Below are 20,066 nucleotides of genomic sequence, written 5' to 3'. Positions count from 1 at the left end.
CGCCATATAGTTGCTGGTAGACACAGTTCGAGCGGGGTTGGGAACCCTTGCGGACATGGTTCCCACCTTTGCGCGATACTGCCGATCATGGGGGTTGCAGTGCGTGAATCCGATGGTGTCGGACCAGCGCGCACGACTTACGAATTCAGTCCTCGCTCCGCCGGTCAATGTTGACCGCAAATGTCGACGTACCCCGCACGGCGCTGATTTTCGACCGGGAGTGCGAAACCTGATGCAGACATCAGCACGGAAGCTGCTCGTCACCGCGGTCATCCTGGGGCTCTGCACGGCGACGGGCCTGATGGTGGTCCGGCCGGCGCTCAGCGAGCAGGAGGCCGGTGCGCTCGCCGCCCGCTACCGGTTCACCCCGGAGCCGGTGAACTCGGAGCCGGCGGACGCTCGGACCGAACGCGCCGTCGCACCGGGCCTGCGGGACATCCGGGCCTGGATCTCCGCCGTCGGAGCCGCGGCGGGCCTGTCCGACGTGCGCGGTCTCGGCCGCGCCGCCGACCTCTGCCTGGTCGACCCGCGGGACGACTCGGTGACGCTGCGCCCGGCCAGACCGTCCGAAGAGGACGGTTACGCGCCGGTCCGGCTGGTACCCGCCGACCTGCCGTACGACGCGACCATGGCGCCGATGGGCTGCGTGCCGGTGGACATCGACGTCGACGGCGACACCGACCACGTCGTGCACTACTGGGGGCGCTCGCCCCTGGTGTTCCTCAACACCGCCGGTCCCGGCGTCCCCACCGCGTCCGGCCACCGCGCGGTCGAGCTGGTCACACCGATGGAGGTGTGGAACAGCGAGACGCTGAACGTCGGCGACGTGGACGGTGACGGCAACCTGGACCTGCTGGTGGGCAACTACTTCCCGGACGGCGCGCGGGTGCTCGACCCGACCGCCGACGACGAGACCCGGATGGAGATGCAGCGCTCCATGTCGTTCGCCCGCAACGGCGGTGCCAACCGGCTGCTGCTCACCACCCCCACCGGCCGCCCCGACGAGCTGCCGCGGATGACCGACGCGAGCACTGCGCTCAGCCGTGAGGCGGCGGGGTCGTGGACGCTGGCCACCGGCTTGCAGGACCTCACCGGCGACGGCAGGCCGGAGCTGTACCAGGCCAACGACTTCGGCCCGGACCAGCTGATGCTCAACGAGTCGACGCCCGGCCGGGTCGAGTTCACCGAGGTCCGCGGCGACCGCGACCTGATCACGCCCAAGTCGATGGCGCTCGGTTACGACTCGTTCAAGGGCATGGGCGTGACCTTCACCTACGACGGTGACGCGCCGCTGCCGACGATCGTGGTCAGCAACATCACCACCCCGTACGCGCTGCACGAGAGCAACTTCGCGTTCACCCCCACCGGGTCGCCCGCGGACCTGGAGGCGGGCGGGCTGCCGTACCGGGACCGCAGCGAGCAGCTCGGCCTGGCCCGGTCGGGCTGGGCCTGGGACGTCCGCGCGGGCGATTTCGACAACGACGGCACGGACGAGCTCATGCAAGCCAACGGGTTCATCACGGGCGACGTGAACCGGTGGCCGCTGCTCCAGGAACTCGCCATGGCCAACGACGACGTGCTGCACGACCCGGCGTTCTGGCCGCACTTCCGGCCCGGCGACGACCTGTCCGGCCACGAGCCCAACCGGTTCTACGCGCGCGGCCCGGACGGCCGCTACACCGACGTCGCCGGCAGGACCGGCGTCACGTCCGACGACAACACCCGCGCGCTGGCGTTCGGCGACGTGGACGGCGACGGCAAGCTGGACGCCGTCGTGGCCAACCAGTGGCAGGACTCCGTGCTGCTGCGCAACACCTCGGCCACCGGGCCGTCGGCCGGGTTGCGCCTCGTGCGGCCCGCGCCGGCCGGACGGGAGGGCGCGACCACGCCCGCCATCGGGGCACAGGTGCGGCTGCACCACCCGGACCGACCGCAGCGGGCGCAGCTCTTCCCCGCCAACGGGCACACCGGGGTGTCGGCCCCGGAGCTGCACTTCGCCCTGCCCGGTGGCGACCCCGTCCCCGCCACGGTGTCCTGGCGCGACTCCGCCGGGAGACACGAGGCGGAGGTCGAGGTGAGGCCCGGCCGCTCGACCATCCTGCTCGACATCGACGGAACGGCGGAAGTTCGATGACGACGACCTCGACACCACCAGACGTGCACCTCGTCGGCGCACCGGCCACCGACGCGCGGTCGACCACGCCGCCCGCCCCGCCCGCTCGGCCGGTCCTGACGCCGGAGCAGCGGCGGGTCAAGGCGCTCGCCCGGTTCGCCACGTCCATCACCGTGTTCAACGTCCTCGGGCACACCGTCCTCGGCTTCGAGCAGGCGCCGATCACACCGATCGCCGTCGTCCTCGTCAGCTACGCGACCGCGCTGCTGTTCGAGCTGCTCGACGCGTGGGTCACCGGGCGCACACCGGCGTGCGCAGGCGGGGCCAAGGCCCTCGTCGTGTTCCTGCTGCCCGCCCACATCACCGGCCTGGCGTGCGGGATGCTGTTGTGGGGCAACGAATCCCTGTGGCCCTACGTCTTCGCCGTGACCGTCGGCAACGCCAGCAAGTACCTGGTGCGGCTGAGCGTCAACGGCAAGGTCCGGCACGTGTTCAACCCGTCCAACACGGGCATCGTCGTGGCGCTCCTGCTGTTCCCGTGGGTCGGCATCGCGCCGCCCTACCACTTCACCAGCTTCACCACCGGCGCCCTGGACTGGCTGCTGCCGCTGGGCGTGCTGATGGCGGGCACCATGCTGAACGCCAAGCTCACCGGCAAGCTGCCGCTGATCCTCGCCTGGCTCGGCGCGTTCGTGCTCCAGGCGGTGCTGCGCTGGCTGCTGCTGGACCACTCGCTGCTCGGCGCGCTGGCACCGATGACGGGCCTGGCGTTCATCCTGTTCACCAACTACATGATCACCGATCCGGGCAGCACGCCGTTCGTCACGCGCAACCAGGTGGTGTTCGGCGTGACCGCGGCGCTGGTCTACGCGGCGCTCGTCGTCGCCGGGATCTCGTTCGGGCTGTTCTTCGCCCTGGTCGCCACGTGCGTCCTGCGGGCCGTGGTGCTGGTCGTCGCGTCGAAGCGGCCGGCCCGGACGTCGGCGGCGCCCGCCGCGGTGCGGTCGTGAGCCCGTCCGCCGGGGTCGCGATCGTCGGCATGGCGTGCCGCTACCCCGACGCCGACTCGCCGACCCGGTTGTGGGAGACCGTGCTCGGCCGCCGCCGGGGCTTCCGCAGGTTCCCCGAGCAGCGGCTGTCGCGGGCGTACCTCGGCCCGGCCGACGACCCCGACCGGACCTACTCGACGCACGCCGGGCTGCTGCGCGACTGGCGGTTCGACCGGAAGCGGTTCGGCGTGCCGGGGCCGCTGCACCGGGCGGTCGACCACGTGCACTGGCTCGCCCTGGAGACCGCGGCCGACGCCCTGGTCGACGCCGGCTGCCCGGACGGGCGCGGACTCGACCTCGACCGCGTCGGCGTGGTGCTGGGCAACACGATGACCGGCGAGTTCTCCCGCGCCGCCCAACTGCGCCTGCGGTGGCCGTTCGTCCGGCGTGCGGCGGCAGCGGCTCTGGCGGGCGCGGGCGTCGACGCCGGACGCGCCGAGCACGCGATCAGCCTGCTCGGCGACCTGGTGCGGGAACCGTTCCCCGTCCCCGGTGACGAGTCGCTCGCGGGCGCGCTGTCGAACACCATCGCGGGCCGGATCTGCAACCACTTCGACTTCCACGGCTCCGGGTACACCGTGGACGGCGCGTGCGCCTCCAGCCTGCTGTCCGTGATGACGGCCGGCCGGGCGCTGCTCGACGGCGACCTCGACTTCGCGCTCGCCGGCGGCGTCGACCTCAGCCTGGACCCGTTCGAGCTGGTGGGGTTCGCCCGCACGGGCGCCCTCGCGGTGGACCGGATGCGGGTCTACGACGAGTCGCCGACCGGGTTCCTGCCCGGTGAGGGCTGCGGCGTCGTCGCCCTGATGCGCGCCGAGGACGCCGAACGCGCCGGCCTGCGCGTCTACGCGGTGCTCGCCGGCTGGGGCACGTCCACGGACGGCGCGGGCGGGCTCACCCGACCCCGGTCGCGCGGTCAGGCGCTGGCGATGGCCCGCGCCTACCGGATGGCGGGCATCGAGCCGCACGACGTCGAGCTGGTCGAAGGCCACGGCACGGGCACGAAGGTCGGCGACGAGGTGGAGCTGACCGCGTTGTCGGAGATCCGGGGTGACGGCGCGCACCGCGCGGCCCTCGGGTCGGTGAAGGCCAACATCGGCCACACCAAGGCCGCGGCGGGCGTGGCGGGACTGATCAAAGCCACGCTCGCCGCGCACCACCGGGTGCTGCCGCCCACGACTGGGGTGGAGTCGCCGCACGCGTTGCTGCGCCGTTCCGGCACGCCGTTGCGGGTGCTGGCCGAACCGGAGCCGTGGCGGACGACCACACCGCTGGCGTCGGTGTCCTCGATGGGTTTCGGCGGGGTCAACGCCCACGTGGTGCTGCGCGGCCTGCCCGCCCGGCCCGTCGAGGCGCTGCCGCCGCGCGTCGTCGCGCTGAGCCGCCGCCCCCACCGTGACGAGATCCTGCTCCTCGACGCCGCCGACGCCGACCGCCTGCGGGAACGCCTGGACACGGTCGCCGCCCTCGCGCCCCGGCTGAGCGCGGCCGAACTGCACGACCTCGCCGCCACCGCGCACGCCGGGCGGCACGCTCCCGGCGCGGTCCGCTGCGCGCTGGTCGCCGGCACACCCGACCGGCTGCACCGTGCCGCCACCGCGGCGTGCGACCACCTGCCCGGCTGGGACGGCCGCCTCGTGCTGGACGAGTCGGCGGGCGTCGTGCTCGCGTCCGGTCCCGCGCCGCGCGTCGGCCTGCTCCTGCCCGGCCAGGCCGCGCCCGTGTGCGCCGAACTCGGCCCGTGGGCGGTGGACCTGGACGTGCCCACCCCGTCCGGCGTCACGCTCGTGGACGGCGCGCGGGACACGGCGGTCGCCCAGCCCGCGATCCTCCGCCAGTCGCTCGCCGGGCTCGCGTGGCTCGACGCGTGCGGTGTCCTGCCGGTCGCCGCCGTGGGGCACAGCCTGGGCGAGATCGGCGCCCTGGTGTGGGCGGGCGCGCTCGACCCGGCCACCGGACTTCGTCTCGCCGTCGTCCGAGGCCGGTTGATGGCCGAGCACGGACGTGGAGGCACCGCGATGGCGGGCGTCGGCGCGGCTCCCGGCGAGGTCGAGGCGCTGACCGAGGGGTCGGCCGTCGAGGTCTCCGGGTTCAACGGCCCCGAGCAGACCACGGTGGCAGGTCCCGTCGAGGACGTCGAGCGCCTGGTGGCCCGTGCGCGTGCTCGGGGCATCGCCGCCGCCGTGCTGCCCGTGTCCCACGGCTTCCACAGCACCGCGATGGACGACGTGGTCGAGCCGTTGCGCCGGGAACTGGCCGGGGTGCCGTTCGCGCAGCTCGCACGACCCGTGTTCTCCACCGTGACGGGCCGGCCGCTGACCTCCACCACCGACCTGGCCGCGCTGCTGGTCGACCAGATGACCCGGCCGGTGCGGTTCACCGAGGCCGTGCGCCGCCTCGCCGAGCGCTGCGAACTGCTGGTGGAGGCAGGGCCGGGCACCACGCTCGCCGACATCGCCCGCACCGCCGTGCCGGACCTGCCAGTGATCGCGTTGGACGGCACGCACCCGCACCGCCACGCGATGGCCACGGCCGCGCTCGCCGCGTGCGCCGCCGGCGACCTGGACGCGTGGTTCGCCGGTCGGGTGCACCGCCCGCTCGACCTGGACGCCGGGATCGACCTGCTCGCCAACCCGTGCGAGACCGTTCTCCCCGGCATGTCGGCGGTCGCGGTCGAGGTGCCGGCCGAACCGGTCGTGCGCCACCGAGCCGAGCCCGTGGTGCTCGAACCCGCGAGCGGGGAGCCGTTGGAGGTCGTGCGGGCGCACCTGAGCCAGGTGCTGGAGTTGCCGCTCGGCAGCATCCGGCCCGACAGCACGCTGCTCGGCGACCTGCACCTGAACTCGCTCCAGGTGGTCCAGCACGTCGCCGCGATGGCGGGACTGCTCGGCCGCACACCGCCGAGCACCGCACTGTCCGTGGTGGACAGCACGGTCGCCGACATCGCCGATGTGCTGGCGTCGCAGCCGTCCACGACCGAGGAGACGTCCGGCGCACCACCCGCCGGGCTCGCGCCGTGGGTGCGGGCCTTCGAGCACAGGTGGACGCCCTTCGAGCCCATCGGCGTCGCGACACCACCCGGCGACTGGACCGTGGACGCCCCGCCCGGCCACTGGCTGCACGACGTCGCCCTGCCGGGGCACGGCCTCGCGGTCTGGCTGGACGGCGACGACCCCGGCGAAGTGGCCCGGGTGCTGGCACTCGTCGCCGCCACCGGGCCGTCCCGGCTCGTGGTCGCGCACCGCGGCCACCCCGCCGCAGCCGCCGTGGGCCGCAGCGCCGCCGTCGAGCTGGACGGCTGCGCGGTCACCGTCGTGGACGTGGAAGGCGACGCGCTCGACGCCCGCCTCGTCGCAGGCGCCGGGTACCGGGAGCTGCGCGTCACCGAGGACGGGGCGGAGCACGTCACCACCCACGCGCACCACCGCGGCCCCGACTGCGACCTCCCTCTCGGCGACTTCCCGCTCGGCCCGGACGACGTCTGCCTGGTCACCGGGGGCGCGGACGGCATCACCGGCGCGTGCGGCGCGGCCCTGGCCCGGCGCACCGGCTGCACGCTGGTCGTGCTCGGCCGTTCGGAACCGAACGCGCCACGCGTCACGGCCGCGCTCGCCTCGTTCCCCGAGGGCATCCGCGCGCACTACGTGCAGGCCGACGTCACCGACCCGGCGGACGTGGCACGCGCCGTCACCGCCGCCGGCGTCCTCGGCCGCGTGCGCGGGCTCCTGCACGGCGCGGGCGTCAACACCCCGCAGCGCATGGGCGCGGTGACACCGACGACCTTGGAGCAGGCGTTGGCGCCCAAGGTCGTCGGCCTGCGGACGTTGCTCGACTCCGCACCGGCCCTGCGGCTCGTCATCGCGTTCGGCTCGATCATCGGCCGCCGCGGTCTGCTCGGCGAAGCCGAGTACTGCGTCGCCAACGACTGGCTGCGCGACGCGGTGGAGCGCGCCGCCGTGGACCGGCCTGACTGCCGCTTCCACCTGGTGGAGTGGTCGCTGTGGTCCGGGATCGGCATGGGTGAGCGGATGGGTGTCGTGGGCGGCCTCGCCGCGACCGGCATCACGCCGATCACCGCGCAGGACGGCCCGCTCGCCCTGATGCGCGTGCTGGCCGATCGGGACGCCCCGGTCACCGTCCTGCTCACCGGGCGCTTCCCGGCCGGTCCGACGCTCGCCGCCGCCGGTCCGCCGCCGGAGCCGCTGCGCTTCACCGAGGACCTGCCGGTCCGGATCGCCGGGGTGGAGGCCGTGGTGGAGGCGTCGCTGTCCCTCGGCGACGACCCGTACCTGGACGAGCACCGCGTCGAGGGCGTGCCCGTGCTGCCCGCCGTGGTCGGCCTGGAGGCGATGGCGCAGGCCGCCGACGCGGTGACGGGCGGCCGGCGCGGGTGGGCGTTCGAGGACGTCGACCTGCGCAGCCCGGTGACCGTGGGGGAACGCGGCTCCCGCGTGGTGCGCGTGCTCGCGCTGCACGACGACGGCGGCGACGGCGTGCGGGTGGCGCTGCGCGACGAGTCGGACGGCTTCGGGACCGACCGGTTCACCGCCACAGCGCGTGACGCGGAAGCGGGGGGTGCGGAAGCGGGGGACGGGGAAGCGGGGGACCAGCGCTTCCCTCCGGTCGACGACACCGGGCCGCACGACCCGCACCCGTTCTACGGACCGCTGCTGTTCCACCGGGGCCGGTTCCGCCGACTGCTCCGCTACGACCGGCTGTCCGCGTTCGAGGTGCTGGCCCGCGTCCGCGCCGAGCCGGACACCACGTGGTTCTCCGAGTTCCACCACCAACGACTGCTGCTCGGCGACCCGGGAGCGCACGACGCGGCGCTGCACGTGCTGCTGGCCTGCGTGCCGCACCGACGCGCGCTACCGGTGGGCGGGGACCGGTTCACCGTGTGGCGCGCCCCGAGCGGCGTGCTGCGGGTGCACGCGGTGGAACGCGCCCACACCGCCGACGAGTACGTGTTCGACGTGGACGTCTCGGACTCGACGGGCGCGCCGGTGGCCCGCTGGGACGCCCTGCGCCTCCGTGCGATCGCCCCCAACCGGTGGGACGAGCCGCTGCCCGTGCCGCTCGTCGGACCACTGCTCAGCCGTCGGCTGATCGAACTCGACGTGGCGCAGCACGTGGAGCTGGTCGTCGCGGGAACGGGCCGGCCCGTGCCGCCCGGCGAGGGGTGGACCACCGCCACCCTGGACGACCACGTCCTGCTCGCCCGTGCCGACCGGCCTGTCGGCGTCGCGTGGGGCACGCCGGGGCTCGCACCGGCGACCAAGGCCGACGACGAGGTCGTCACGTGCGCCGCGGGCAAGCTGGACGAAGCCGTGGAGGTGACCGCGGGCCGGGTGGCCGCCGGTCGCGCCGCGCTGGCCGGACTCGGCGGGGACCCGTCGGCGCCGCTGGAACTGGACGAGGTCACCGACGACGGCCTGCTCGTGCTCTCCGGCGCGGGCGCCGCGCTGGTGGTGGCCCGACCGCGGGTCGCCGGCCTGGGCGATCCCGTCGTCGCGATCGCCGTGGGAGGGGTCTGACGTGCGCGAGTACATCTTCCGACACCGGGTCACGTTCGACGAGACCAACGTGGTGGGCAACGTCTACTTCGCCCACTACCTGCACTGGCAGGGCCACTGCCGCGAGTCGTTCCTCGCCGACCACGCGCCCGGCGTGCTGGCCGAACTGCGCCGCGGCGAACTGGTGCTGGTGACGGTGTCGTGCTCGATGGAGTACTTCGCGGAGTCCTTCGCGCTGGACGAGATCGAGATCGGCATGACGTTGCGCGGCACGCACGGCAACCGGGTCGAGATGGACTACGAGTTCCGCCGGGCCGGGCGGCTGGTGGCCCGGGGCGACCAGAGCGTGTCGTGCCTGCGCCGCACGGAGGACGGCCTCCGGCCCGTGCGCGTCCCGGACGAGCTGGCCGGTGCGCTGAGGCCGTACGCGGCGGAGGTGCTGACGTGACCCGATCCCGCACGGCCCCGCCCCGCACGGCCCCGCCCCGCACGACCCGGCCCCGAACGACCCCGCCCGCACGAACCAGATCAGCACGACGAGGAGCCGGTGCCCGTGACCGATGACGACCGCCAGTTCTGCGCGCTGGCCGCCGGGCTCGACGTGGTGGGCGACCTGTGGTCGATGCTGCTGATCCGCGAGCTGCTCGTGGCGCCGGCGGACGAGGACGCGCTGCTGGACGGCATCCCCGGCATGGACCGCGCCCTGCTGTGCGACCGGCTCAACTGGTTGCGCGCCAACGGGGTGGTCGAGTGGGACGGGGAGTACCGGCTGACCCCGCTGGGCCGCGGCCTCGACGGCCCCCTCACGGTCCTGGCCCGCTGGGGCCGCGACGGCACGACCCAGGGCTAGAGGCGACGAAAGGCGGTGCTGTGGAACGGCGTGACGCGAACGGCCGGCCGCGGGCGATGCGGTTCGACACGAAGCTGGTGCACGAGGGTCTGCGCACCCACGGCGCCACGGGCGACCTGGTGCCGCCGATCCACCTCTCGGTGACCTACGACCGGTTCGCCCAGGACCCGACCCGGTACTACTACGGCCGCGGCGAGAACCCGACGCGGGAGAACCTGGAGGCCTGCCTGGCGGCGTTGGAGGACGCGAGCTTCGCGGTGGCGTTCTCCTCCGGGCAGGCGGCCGGCGCGGCGGTGTTGTCGTTGGTCCCCTCCGGCGGGCGGGTCGTCGCGTCCGACGACGTCTACAGCGGCACGCACGCGTTGTTCGACCTGTTCCGCGCCCGAGGTGTCCGGGTCGACCGGACGGACCTGGCCGACCCGGTCGCCGCCGCCGGGGCGCTCACCGACCCGGTGGACCTGGTCTGGCTGGAGACGCCGACCAACCCGGTGATGAAGATCGCGGACATCGCGGCCGTCGCCGAGGCGGCCCACCGGCACGGCGCGGTGGTGGTCGTGGACGGCACGTTCACCGGTCCCGCGCTCCAGCAGCCGCTGGCCGAGGGCGCCGACATCACCTTGCACAGCACCACGAAGTTCATCGCGGGTCACTCCGACGTGCTGGGTGGCGCGCTCGTGCTGGACGACCCGGAGTTGCGCCGGCGGCTCGTCGGCCACCGCACCGCGTTCGGCAGCGTGCCGGGCGCGTTCGACTGCTACCTGGTGCACCGGGGGCTGAAGACGTTGTCGCTGCGGGTCGCGCGGCAGGTGTCGAACGCGCGGGCGGTGGTCGACGTGCTCACCGCGTCGCCCGCGGTGGGCGCGGTGCACTACCCGGGTCTGCCGGAGCACCCGGGGTTCGCGGTGGCCGCGCGGCAGATGTCGGCCCCCGGCTCGATCGTCGCGTTCGAGTACCCGGGCGACGTGGAGGCGTTGATGCGCCGGACCGAGCTGTTCACGGCGGCGGTGAGCCTGGGCGGCGTCCGCTCGCTGATCGAGCACCCGGCGTCCATGAGCCACTGGTCGGTGCCGCGCGACGTGCGGCTGACCGCCGGCGTCACGGACGGCCTGGTCCGGCTGTCCCTGGGCATCGAGGACCCGGCGGACCTGGTGGAAGACCTGACCGCCGCGCTCGCGGTGGGCACGCACGCGGAGAGGATTCGGCGATGAACGGGACGACGGTGCTCGACGGGGGTGTGGCCACCGAGCTGCAACGCGGCGGTCTGGTCGTGCGACCACCGTGGTGGACGACGAAGGCGCTGATCACGGAGGCCAACCGCACCCGGCTGCGCGACGTCCACCGGCGCTACCTGGAGGCGGGGGCGGAGGTGGTGACCGCCGCGACGTTCCGCTGCAACCTGCGCGCGTTGCGGGGGATGGGCCTGGACGCGGCGGGCCTCGCGTGGATGGTGCACGCGGCCGTGGGCGTCGCTCAGTCCGCGCGCCGGGCGGCCGACCGTCCCGAGGCGCTGGTCGCGGCATCGGTCGCACCGGTGGAGGACGCCTACCGGCCGGACCTGGTGCCGCCGGACGACGAACTGCGGGAGGAACACCGGTGGCTGGCCACCGAACTGTCCCGCGCCGGGGTGGACCTCGTGCTGGTCGAGACCGTCAACACCGTGCGGGAGGCGCGCATCGCGCTCGCCGCCGCCGGTGACGCGGGCCTGCGCGCGTGGGTGAGCTTCGTCTGCGGTGACGACGCCCGACTGCTGTCCGGTGAGAGCCTGGCGGAGGCGGCCCGTGCGGTGGAGGGGGAGGGCGCGGAGGCGGTGCTGGTCAACTGCACGTCGCCGGCCCGCACCGAGCGTTGTCTGGAAGTCCTGCGCGCCACCTGTTCGGGTGCGATCGGCGCCTGTCCGAACCTGGAGCGCCGCCCGGCCGGGTCCGAGGAACCGCCGCCCACGGTCGTGACCCCCGACGAGTTCGCCGAGACGTCGGCCCGCTGGCACGACGAGCACGGCGCGCGGGTGCTCGGCGGTTGCTGCGGCAGCACGCCCGACCACATCGCCGCACTGCGCACCGCCCTCGGCCTGACGGGCGCCCGCGCCTAGCGGGGTTCCCGCCGGCGCGCACCCGGGCCGAACCGGCCATCCGAGAGGAAGCCCATCCGCCCGCACCGTTGCTACGCTCGCCGTTCCCGTACCGGGTAGAGGGATGGTGGCGCTGGTGGTCGCTGGAAAACGGGACTACGGGCAGTTCTGCGGCCTCGCCGCCGGGTTGAACGTCGTCGGCGAGCGCTGGACCCTGCTGGTCGTCCGCGAGCTGCTGATCAGCCCGGCCCGGTTCAACGAGATGATGGACAACCTGCCGGGCATCGGCCCGAACCTGCTCGCCGAACGCCTCCGGATGCTGGCCGACGCCGGTGTGGTCGAGCAGCTGCCGGTCGTGGGCGACGGGCGCGGCAAGCTCTACCAGCTCACCGAGCGCGGGACCGAGCTGCGCGCCCCGTTGCTGGCGCTGACCGGGTGGGGCATGGCGTTCCTGGACGAGGGGGACGCGGAGGGCGTCGTCCGGTCGAAGTGGGCGTTCCTCGCGATCCAGGCGATGGTGCGGGAGGACGCCGTTCCGGATGTGCACGAGGTCTACGAGTTCCGGATCGGCGCCGAGGCGTTCCTGGTCGAGGTGAAGGAAGGGGCGGCGACGTTCGCCTCCGGCGGCGCGGCGGACCCGGACCTGGTGGTCACGGGCGACCCCCGGACGTTCGTGCGGCTCGGCGCGCGCCTGGTCACGCCGTTCATCGCCATCGCGACCGGTCGGGTGCGGATCGAGGGCGGCCCCGAGGCGGTCCAGCGCTGCACGCGGATGCTCGGCTGGTCGGAGGTGGCGCGGCCCGATCTGCCGGTGTCGAAGTAGTCGCTCGGGCGGCCGGTTGCGGGGCTGATGATATTGGTTTACTTTCGCCTAGCAGCCGATCGGGTGATCGGCGCTCGGACCGCGCGACCTCCCGACGAAGGAGCGCCTGTGATGCCCATTTCAGTAGGCACCGTCCGCGACATCCCGGTCCAAGCGCCCGAACTGTGCGGCCTGACGTGGTCCGGGGAGTTCCTGTGGTTCTCCGAGGCGAGGTCCGGCGGGATCATGGCGCTGGACCCGGTCACCGGCCAGGTCGAGCACCGCCTCCCGTGCCCCGAGGTGCGCACCGATCTCACCACCCTGACCGGCAACCTCGTCCAGATCGTCGGCGAACGGCGCGCGCTCCAGGTGATCGACCCCGCCACCGGCGACGTCGTGGACGAGATCCCCAACCCCCGGCCCGGCAACGTGCTGTGCGGGCTGGAGGCCACCCGGGACGGCATCTGGTTCGGCTACGAGGACCTGCGGGTGCTCGACCTGCGCGACGTGGACGACGGCACGCTCGTCGACTCCATCCCGGTCACCCACCCGATCGCCGGCCTGACCGTCTCCGACCACTACCTCGCCTACGCCGACCACGGCGGCGGGACCATCAACCTGGTCGACATCGCCCGGCGGCGCGAGGTCGCGTCGTACCGGGTCGCGGGCAACCCGACCGGCCTGACCTGGGACGGGAGCCGGATCTGGTACTGCGACCACACCAACCTCCAGCTGCGGGCGATCGAGGTGCCCGGCATCGGCGCCGCCTGACGGACGGGTCGCTCGTCAGACGTGCCGCTCCGCGCGGGCCGCTATCGGATACAATAGCGGGCGTGCGGTGGAGGTGAACGATGACGACCAAGCGGACCTACCAGCAGTTCTGCGGCCTCGCGTCGGGTCTCGACGTCGTGGGTGAGCGGTGGACGTTGCTGATCATCCGGGAGTTGCTGACGGGGCCCGCGCGGTACAGCGACCTCCTGGCGAACCTGCCCGGCCTCGGCACGAACCTGCTCGCGGAGCGGTTGAAGTTCCTGGTGGCGAAGGGTGTCGTCGAACAGGTCGACGTGCGGGGCACCGGCGCGCAGCTGGCCTACGCGCTGACGCCGGTGGGGGAGGAGCTGCGCCCGGTGATCCTCGGCCTGGCCCGCTGGGGCCTGGCGTTCGTGGGTGAACTCCGCCCGGAGGACGCCGTGCGACCCCAGTGGGGTTTCCTCGCCGTGGAGGCCATGCTCGACGAGGACCGGGCGGCCGACGTGGCCGAGAGCTACGAGTTCCAGGTCGACGACCAGGTGTTCCACATCGACGTGTCCGGCGGTCGCGCCCGTGCGGTCAAGGGCTCGGCGACCGAACCGGTGATGCGCGCCAAGACCGACGCGGCCACGTTCGTGCAGATCGGAGGCGGCCGGCTCACCCCGCTCATGGCGATGGTGACGGGCCGGCTCGTGCTGGAAGGCGACATGGACGCCGTGGTCCGGTGCTGCGAGCTGCTCGGGCTGGAGACGGGCGTGCCCGCCCGCCAGTGACGGCGCGCGGGGTGGTCCCGGCTGCCCGATTCCCGGTATGTTGCTACTGGAAATGTTAGCAACTGGGAGGAGTGGCGTCCGTGGCGCGACCGGAGACGCTCGACCTGCCCCCTGGCGAGGACGGGCGCACGACGCCCCGGCGCGGGGGCACGCTGACCATGGTGGGGGCGGGGGACGTCGACCACCTCGACCCGGCGCTCGCCTACCACACGGTGACCAGGGGCATCCTGCGCGCGTACACCCGGCAGCTCGTCGGGTACGTCGCCAGTCGCAGCCGTGACGAGGCGGGCCGGCTCGTCGCGGACCTCGCCGTCGAGCTGCCGACCCCGGCGAACGGCCGGGTGACCCGTGACGGCACCCGGTACGCGTTCACCCTGCGCGACGGCGTCCACTGGGACGCACCGGGCGGACCGCGCCCGATCACCGCGTCGGACATCGTGCGCGGGATCAAGCGCCTCGCGCACCCGATGGCCGCCAGCCCTGGCCTGGCCTACTACCTCAACGCGATCGACGGCATGGCCGAGTTCCGGGACGAGCTGGCGGACGCGCCGCGCACGGCCGAGGCGGTGGGCGAGCGCCTGGAGGCGACCCCTCTCAGCGGGGTGGTGGCGCTCGGCGACACCGAGGTCGTGTTCACCACCCGGTACCCGATGTCGGACTTCCTCAACATGCTGGCGCTCCCGTTCGCCACACCGGCACCGGTGGAGTACCTGGACTTCGTGCCGGGCAGCCCGGAGCTGAACCAGGCGATCATCGCCACCGGGCCGTACCGCCTCACCGAGTACGTGCCCGGCGAACGGATCGAGCTGCGCCGCAACCCCGTGTGGGACCCGGCGACCGACGACCTCCGGGCCGCCCACATCGACGGCATCGTGATCCGCGAGGGCCTGGACGAACGGGAGGCGCACGACCTCGTGGCCGTGGGCGCGGCGGACATGCTGTGGGACATCCAGCCGCTCACCGAAGAACTGCCCGACCTGCTGGCCACCGACGACCCGAGGCTGGAGGTCTACCCGGCCGGTCTGTTCAGCCCGTACATCGTGGTCAACTTCGCCAGTCCCGCGCAGGACGGCGCCACCGGCAAGCGTGCCGTCCGCACCGCACTGCACTACGCGGTCGACAAGGCCGCCGTGTCGGAGGTGTGGGGCGGCCCCAGGCTGAACGACATCGCCGACCAGGTGCTGCCACCGCTGTGCCTGGCCCACCGGGAGACCCGGCCACACGGCACGGACGGCGGCCGGGGCGACCCGGAGCGGGCCCGGCAACTGCTGGCGGAGGCCGGTTATCCCGACGGGCTGACCCTGCGGCTGGTCTTCCGCGACCGGGACATCCACCCCGCCACGGCGGAGGCGGTGCGGAAGTCGTTGGCCAGGGCGGGCATCCGGGTGGAACTCGTGCCCGCGTCGATCACCGAGCTGTTCTCGGAGTTCTTCTCCTCCGCGGACTCCGCGCGGACGGGGGACTGGGAGTTGGCGCTCACCGGCTGGGAACCGGACTGGTACGGCAACAACGCCCGGACCTACCTCCAGCCGCTGTTCGACAGCCGCGACGTGCCGGAGAACGGCGACTGGGGCTCGAACTTCGGCCGCTACCGCAACGAGCGGGTCAACGAACTCCTGACCGCCGCCCTCACGTCGGCCGACGAGCAGCGCGCCGGCGAACTGTTCCGCGAAGTGGAGGCGGAGGTGCTGCGCGACGCCGCGATCGTGCCGGTGCTGTTCGCGCACCAGTACTGGTTCCACTCGACCAGGGTGCGCGGCTGGCTGCCGTACCCGGTGCTCAACGGCGACCTGACCAACCTCTGGCTGGCCGAGCGGCGCGCCCCGGATTGCGTCAATCCGACCAGGGATGCTACCGGTAGTAGTAGTGACCGCTGAATTGCCTACCTGATCAGCGGACTGACTGATCGACAACCTACCGATGATCCTGAGCGGGGCCGCACCTGCGGACCGGACGTCGAGGCACGAGGAGCGCGATGAGCACGGAACTCCAGCGGCAGAAGCTCGAACAGCAATTCGACCGGTTCGACAGCAACGGCGACGGCGTCATCGACCAGTCGGACGTCGATCGGCTCGTCCAGGGGTGGTGCGCCGCCTTCGGCGCCACCCCGGGATCGGAGCAGTGGCAGAAGGTCACCACGCGCTCCAACAAGCTGTGGCGCTTGCTCGACGGGCACCTCGACGCCGACGGTGACATGGTGGTCGACAAGGAGCAGTGGGTGGCCGCGCACGGCAAGCCCGACTTCATCGACAAGGTCGCCATCCCGTTGGCGCAGGCGACTTTCGAACTCGGCGACGTCAGCCAGGACGGCCGGCTGGGGCTCAACGAGTGGATGACCGCCCAGAGCATCGCCGGGGTCGGGCAGATGGAAGCGCTTGAGGTGTTCCAGTCGCTCGACGAAGACGGCGACGGGTTCGTCACCGCGGCTGAACACCTCGCGGCGCTGCGGGAGTTCTACGGGAGCACGGATCGGGATAGCGTGGGGAACCACTTGGCGGGTCGCCTCTAGGACTGTGTTCGACAGTGCCGCTGCCGGGTGCCGGCAGCGGCACGGCGCCATTCCAGGCAGGGCGCCGAGCCGGCCGGTGCGGGCCCGGCTCGGATTGACACGTCGTGATCCGGCTAACTACTGTTCAGGCAGCCGAGCGACTGCATGTCCGGGTGGTGTGGAATGGACGAGGTGTTCAAGGCGCTGGCGGATGTCAGCCGGCGGAGGTTGCTCGACAGCCTGAACGCCCGCAACGGCCAGAGCCTGCGCGAGCTGTGCGCGGGCCTCGACATGACCAGGCAGTCGGTGAGCAAGCACCTGGCCGTGCTGGAAGCGGCGAACCTGGTGACGACCATGTGGCGCGGCCGGGAGAAGCTGCACCACCTCAACGCGGCGCCGATCAACGCGATCGCGGACCGCTGGATCGACCAGTACGCGCGTGAACGGGTGCGGACCCTCCATGACCTCAAACGAGCGCTGGAATCGGAGCACATCTTCATGGGAAACCCCGAGTTCGTCTACACGACCTACATCAACACCACGCCGGAACGGCTGTGGCAGGCGTTGACGGACCCCGCTTTCACCCGCCGCTACTGGTCCGGCATCGCGTTGGAGTCGGACTGGCGGGTCGGGTCGCCGGTGCTGTGGCAGAACGCGCCCACCGAGGAGGCCAAGGACCTCCAGCAGGTGGTGTTGGAGGCGGAGCCCTACCGGCGGTTGTCCTACAGCTGGCACCTGTTCCAGCCCGAGCACGCCGAGCACTTCGGCTGGAGCGAGGAGAGGTTCGCCGAGCTGCTCAAGGAGAAGCGGTCGAAGGTGACCTTCGAGATCGAGCCGGCGCCGGCGGACGCGGCGGTCAAGGCGGTCCGGCTCACCGTGACCCACGACGACTTCGACCCCGGCAGCGTGATGTACGAGGCGATCAGCGGCAAGCTGCCCGGTAGCGGCGGGTGGCCGGAGCTGATCGCGAACATGAAGACCCTGCTGGAAACCGGCGACCCGCTGCCGCCCGCGTGGTGATCGGGAGCTGGTAGGCCGAGCGGTGTCGCCCGGGTGCGATCCCGGGCGACACCCCTTGTCCCTCCGGCTACCGCTCAGGCGGGGTGGCCGTCGGGGAACCGGTCCTCGGTCAGTCCCAGCTGGATCTTGTGCTCCAGCAACGCCTTCAGCCCGGCCAGCGCCTGGGTGAACCCGCCCATCGAGCCGATCGCCCACCCGACGACCTCGTCGCCGGTGTCACCCGCGTACCCGGTCTCCTTCACGCTGACGAACGTGGTGCCGTCGTCGCGCCCGTCGAACGTCCACTCCACCGTGGTGACGCCGGGCTCGTCGCCCCATTCGATGACAAGCCGGCGGTCCTGTTCGAACTCCTTGACCTTGACCGGGGAGGACAGGTCGTACATCGACCACGTCCAGCGCACCTCGGCGCCGGGTTCGAGCCGGCCGGTGCTGTCGGTGAACCAGAACTTCGTGGTGATCGCGGGATCCACGATCGCCTCGAAAACCTCGTTCGCCGGCTTGCGGATCAGCATCCCGGTCTCCATGACCGGGATGTTCTCAAGCTGGGGAACTGCGCTGGACATCGTCGGGGGACCCTTCTGTTCGATTCATTCTCGTGTGGCGGAAGTTATCATGGTGAACGGCGCTCCAAGGTGCGTGCATCGCGTGTTTCCCTCACGCTTTCGGGCGATCCTCGTGCGGGCATACGCCCCGGTGGGATTGCGCCGTTGTGGTGAATGCTTTAAAAACCGGTAGCAAGTGTCCGGTATGCGAGTTATTCTGCCGAGGTGACCTCCACACTGTTCAGCGTCGAAACGCCGTTCGCCGAGCTCCGCGAGGACTTCGTGCGGCTGACGAACGACATCGGTTGGTGCACGGTCGCCACCGTCGACACCAAGGGCCGCCCGAGGACGCGGGTGCTGCGGGTGACGTGGGAGATCGACGGCGACACACCGATCGGGTGGGTCAGCACCCGCCGCTCGCCCACCAAGGTCGCCCACCTCACGCACACGCCCTACGTCTCGTGCGGCTACTGGACTTCGGCCCACGACGCGGTATTCGCCGACTGCCGGGCGTCGTGGGTCGAGGAGGCCGACGCCAAGCGGCACGTGTGGGGCATCGTCGCCGCCGAGGCGACGCGGCAGGGCTTCGACCCGCTCGCCATCTGGGAGCAGGGCGCGGAGGACCCGAAGTTCGAGGTGCTGCGCCTGGACCCGTGGCGCGTCCAGGTGACCCTCCAGGACCTGGCGCACGGCCAGACCATCGGCTCCTCGCGCGTGTGGCACGCGGCCGACTAGACCGGGGGAGGCGAACCGATGACCGGCACGCTCCGGTCGCCCGGCACCGCGCCCGGCGGTCTCCCGCTGCTCGGCCACGCGCTGCGGATGAAGAAGGACGCCGGCGACTTCTTCCTGTCGCTCCAATCCGGCGACCCGGTCACCGTGATCAGGCTCGGCCGCGCGCCCATGTACGTCGTCAACGACCACCGGCTGATGCGCGAGGTCATGCGCGACCCGGAGGGTTTCGGTCGCGGCGGCCCGATCGCCGAGCGGTTCCGGCTGATGTTCGGCAACGGGCTCGGCATCTCCGACGGCGAGTTCCACCGCAGGCAGCGCGACCTCGTCCAACCAGCGTTCCACCGCAACCGGATCATCCACTACACGTCGTTGATGAGCGCGGAAGTCGAGGCGCGCACCCGATCCTGGCAGGACGGTCAGCGGCTCGCCGTCGAGCAGGAGATGGACCAGCTCGCCCTGGCCAACATCACCCGAGTCCTCTTCGACGGTGACGCGGCGCTGGATCGGGAACGCTTCACCACCGCCACCGCGGTCGTCCTCGACGGGCTGTTCCGGTGGATGACGGACGCCACCGGTGTGCTCACGAAGCTGCCTACGCCAGCGAACCGGCGTTACCGGCAGGCGATGGCCCACCTGCGCCGCACGATCGCCGAAGTGATCGCCGCCTACCGCGAGGGCGGGGCCGACCACGGCGACCTGCTGTCCATGATGATGCTCGCCCACGGCGAGGACGGCGCGCCCGCGATGAGCGACGAACAGCTGCACGACGAGGTGATGACGTTCTTCATCGCCGGCAGCACCACCATCGGCAACACGCTCGCCTGGACGTGGCACGAACTCTCGCTCCGCCCCGAGCTGGAACGGCGGCTGCACGACGAGGTGGACGAGGTGCTGGCGGGCAGGCCCGCCGGGTACGGGGACATCGCCCGGCTGCCCTACACCCGCCGGGTGCTCACCGAAACCCTGCGCTTCCGGACCCAGGGCTACTTCCAGAGCCGCGTCACCGCGGCGGACCGAGACCTCGGCGGCTACCACATCCCGGCGGGCTCGACCGTGCTCTACAGCTTCCACGCGCTCAACCACAATCCCGACATCCACGCCGATCCCGAGCGGTACGACCCGGACCGCTGGCTGCCCGAACGCGCCGAATCGGTGCCACGCGGCGCTTTCACGCCGTTCGGCCTCGGTGTGCACGGCTGTGTCGGCGAGCAGTTCTCCTGGGCCGAGATGATCGTCTCCCTGGCGACGGTGGCCGCGCGCTGGCAGCTGGCGCCAGTGCCCGGCCACACGCCGAAGCCGAAGCCCGCCGTCACCATGCCGGTGGACTCGCTGCCGATGACCGCACACCGCCGGGGCGCCTGAA

Annotated in this window: 16 protein-coding genes; 15 read left to right on the top strand and 1 reads right to left on the bottom strand. The window is 72.5% G+C overall.

Going from position 1 to position 20,066, the window contains the following annotated elements; genetic code table 11:
• The first annotated feature begins 232 nt into the window (after window positions 1-232).
• From ACRAKI_RS23805 to ACRAKI_RS23745, 13 genes are all read left to right on the top strand, one after another.
• Window positions 233-2,134, top strand: coding sequence for a CRTAC1 family protein (locus tag ACRAKI_RS23805; protein WP_447002728.1), 1,902 nt, complete (start codon window positions 233-235; stop codon window positions 2,132-2,134).
• Entirely contained in the window at window positions 2,131-3,123 is a 993-nt protein-coding gene (locus ACRAKI_RS23800) for an enediyne biosynthesis protein UnbU (protein WP_447002727.1), read from the top strand. Before ACRAKI_RS23805 ends, ACRAKI_RS23800 begins: the two co-directional genes overlap by 4 nt.
• Window positions 3,120-8,696 (top strand): SDR family NAD(P)-dependent oxidoreductase, encoded by a 5,577-nt coding sequence (locus ACRAKI_RS23795; protein WP_447002726.1) that lies wholly within the window; start codon window positions 3,120-3,122, stop codon window positions 8,694-8,696. Before ACRAKI_RS23800 ends, ACRAKI_RS23795 begins: the two co-directional genes overlap by 4 nt.
• 1 nt (window position 8,697) lies before the next feature.
• Window positions 8,698-9,123, top strand: coding sequence for an acyl-CoA thioesterase (locus ACRAKI_RS23790; RefSeq protein WP_447002725.1), 426 nt, complete (start codon window positions 8,698-8,700; stop codon window positions 9,121-9,123).
• Between the two features lie 105 nt (window positions 9,124-9,228).
• Window positions 9,229-9,525 carry a winged helix-turn-helix transcriptional regulator gene (locus tag ACRAKI_RS23785; protein WP_447002724.1) on the top strand — a complete coding sequence of 99 codons (297 nt, stop codon included), beginning with the start codon at window positions 9,229-9,231 and terminating at the stop codon, window positions 9,523-9,525.
• A gap of 20 nt (window positions 9,526-9,545) precedes the next feature.
• Entirely contained in the window at window positions 9,546-10,733 is a 1,188-nt protein-coding gene (locus ACRAKI_RS23780) for a trans-sulfuration enzyme family protein (RefSeq protein ID WP_447002723.1), read from the top strand.
• Complete coding sequence (locus tag ACRAKI_RS23775; RefSeq protein ID WP_447002722.1) at window positions 10,730-11,614, top strand: homocysteine S-methyltransferase family protein; 885 nt, start codon at window positions 10,730-10,732, stop codon at window positions 11,612-11,614. Before ACRAKI_RS23780 ends, ACRAKI_RS23775 begins: the two co-directional genes overlap by 4 nt.
• A gap of 115 nt (window positions 11,615-11,729) precedes the next feature.
• Window positions 11,730-12,416, top strand: coding sequence for a winged helix-turn-helix transcriptional regulator (locus ACRAKI_RS23770; protein ID WP_447002721.1), 687 nt, complete (start codon window positions 11,730-11,732; stop codon window positions 12,414-12,416).
• Between the two features lie 111 nt (window positions 12,417-12,527).
• Window positions 12,528-13,166 (top strand): hypothetical protein, encoded by a 639-nt coding sequence (locus ACRAKI_RS23765; protein ID WP_447002720.1) that lies wholly within the window; start codon window positions 12,528-12,530, stop codon window positions 13,164-13,166.
• Between the two features lie 80 nt (window positions 13,167-13,246).
• On the top strand, window positions 13,247-13,918 hold the full coding sequence (locus tag ACRAKI_RS23760; RefSeq protein WP_447002719.1) for a winged helix-turn-helix transcriptional regulator: 672 nt from the start codon (window positions 13,247-13,249) through the stop codon (window positions 13,916-13,918).
• Between the two features lie 80 nt (window positions 13,919-13,998).
• Entirely contained in the window at window positions 13,999-15,795 is a 1,797-nt protein-coding gene (locus ACRAKI_RS23755) for an ABC transporter substrate-binding protein (RefSeq protein ID WP_447002718.1), read from the top strand.
• A 98-nt stretch (window positions 15,796-15,893) separates the two neighbouring features.
• A complete protein-coding gene (locus ACRAKI_RS23750; protein ID WP_447002717.1) occupies window positions 15,894-16,427 on the top strand; it encodes an EF-hand domain-containing protein in 534 nt (177 codons plus the stop codon).
• A 162-nt stretch (window positions 16,428-16,589) separates the two neighbouring features.
• On the top strand, window positions 16,590-17,426 hold the full coding sequence (locus ACRAKI_RS23745; RefSeq protein ID WP_447002716.1) for an ArsR/SmtB family transcription factor: 837 nt from the start codon (window positions 16,590-16,592) through the stop codon (window positions 17,424-17,426).
• A gap of 74 nt (window positions 17,427-17,500) precedes the next feature.
• On the opposite strand, the gene ACRAKI_RS23740 is transcribed toward ACRAKI_RS23745, so the two are convergent.
• Window positions 17,501-17,989 carry an SRPBCC family protein gene (locus ACRAKI_RS23740; protein ID WP_447002715.1) on the bottom strand — a complete coding sequence of 163 codons (489 nt, stop codon included), beginning with the start codon at window positions 17,987-17,989 and terminating at the stop codon, window positions 17,501-17,503.
• 204 nt (window positions 17,990-18,193) lie between these two features.
• Here ACRAKI_RS23740 and ACRAKI_RS23735 point away from each other — a divergent pair, with 204 nt between their 5' ends.
• Complete coding sequence (locus tag ACRAKI_RS23735; RefSeq protein ID WP_447002714.1) at window positions 18,194-18,703, top strand: pyridoxamine 5'-phosphate oxidase family protein; 510 nt, start codon at window positions 18,194-18,196, stop codon at window positions 18,701-18,703.
• An 18-nt stretch (window positions 18,704-18,721) separates the two neighbouring features.
• Window positions 18,722-20,065 carry a cytochrome P450 gene (locus ACRAKI_RS23730; RefSeq protein WP_447002713.1) on the top strand — a complete coding sequence of 448 codons (1,344 nt, stop codon included), beginning with the start codon at window positions 18,722-18,724 and terminating at the stop codon, window positions 20,063-20,065.
• The last annotated feature ends 1 nt before the right edge of the window (window position 20,066 follow it).

The sequence above is a fragment of the Saccharothrix isguenensis genome, from assembly GCF_052936305.1.
The sequence above is the reverse complement of the archived record's forward strand: the minus strand, read 5'-3'. Positions and strand labels throughout refer to the sequence as shown.

What these genes read in the sequence shown, in the direction of transcription:
- ACRAKI_RS23775 (WP_447002722.1), top strand. Translation starts at nt 10,730, where the DNA reads ATGAACGGGACGACGGTGCTCGACGGGGGTGTGGCCACCGAGCTGCAA.
- ACRAKI_RS23805 (WP_447002728.1), top strand. Translation starts at nt 233, where the DNA reads ATGCAGACATCAGCACGGAAGCTGCTCGTCACCGCGGTCATCCTGGGG.
- ACRAKI_RS23750 (WP_447002717.1), top strand. Translation starts at nt 15,894, where the DNA reads ATGAGCACGGAACTCCAGCGGCAGAAGCTCGAACAGCAATTCGACCGG.
- ACRAKI_RS23745 (WP_447002716.1), top strand. Translation starts at nt 16,590, where the DNA reads ATGGACGAGGTGTTCAAGGCGCTGGCGGATGTCAGCCGGCGGAGGTTG.
- ACRAKI_RS23765 (WP_447002720.1), top strand. Translation starts at nt 12,528, where the DNA reads ATGCCCATTTCAGTAGGCACCGTCCGCGACATCCCGGTCCAAGCGCCC.
- ACRAKI_RS23740 (WP_447002715.1), bottom strand. Translation starts at nt 17,989, where the DNA reads ATGTCCAGCGCAGTTCCCCAGCTTGAGAACATCCCGGTCATGGAGACC.
- ACRAKI_RS23730 (WP_447002713.1), top strand. Translation starts at nt 18,722, where the DNA reads ATGACCGGCACGCTCCGGTCGCCCGGCACCGCGCCCGGCGGTCTCCCG.
- ACRAKI_RS23760 (WP_447002719.1), top strand. Translation starts at nt 13,247, where the DNA reads ATGACGACCAAGCGGACCTACCAGCAGTTCTGCGGCCTCGCGTCGGGT.
- ACRAKI_RS23800 (WP_447002727.1), top strand. Translation starts at nt 2,131, where the DNA reads ATGACGACGACCTCGACACCACCAGACGTGCACCTCGTCGGCGCACCG.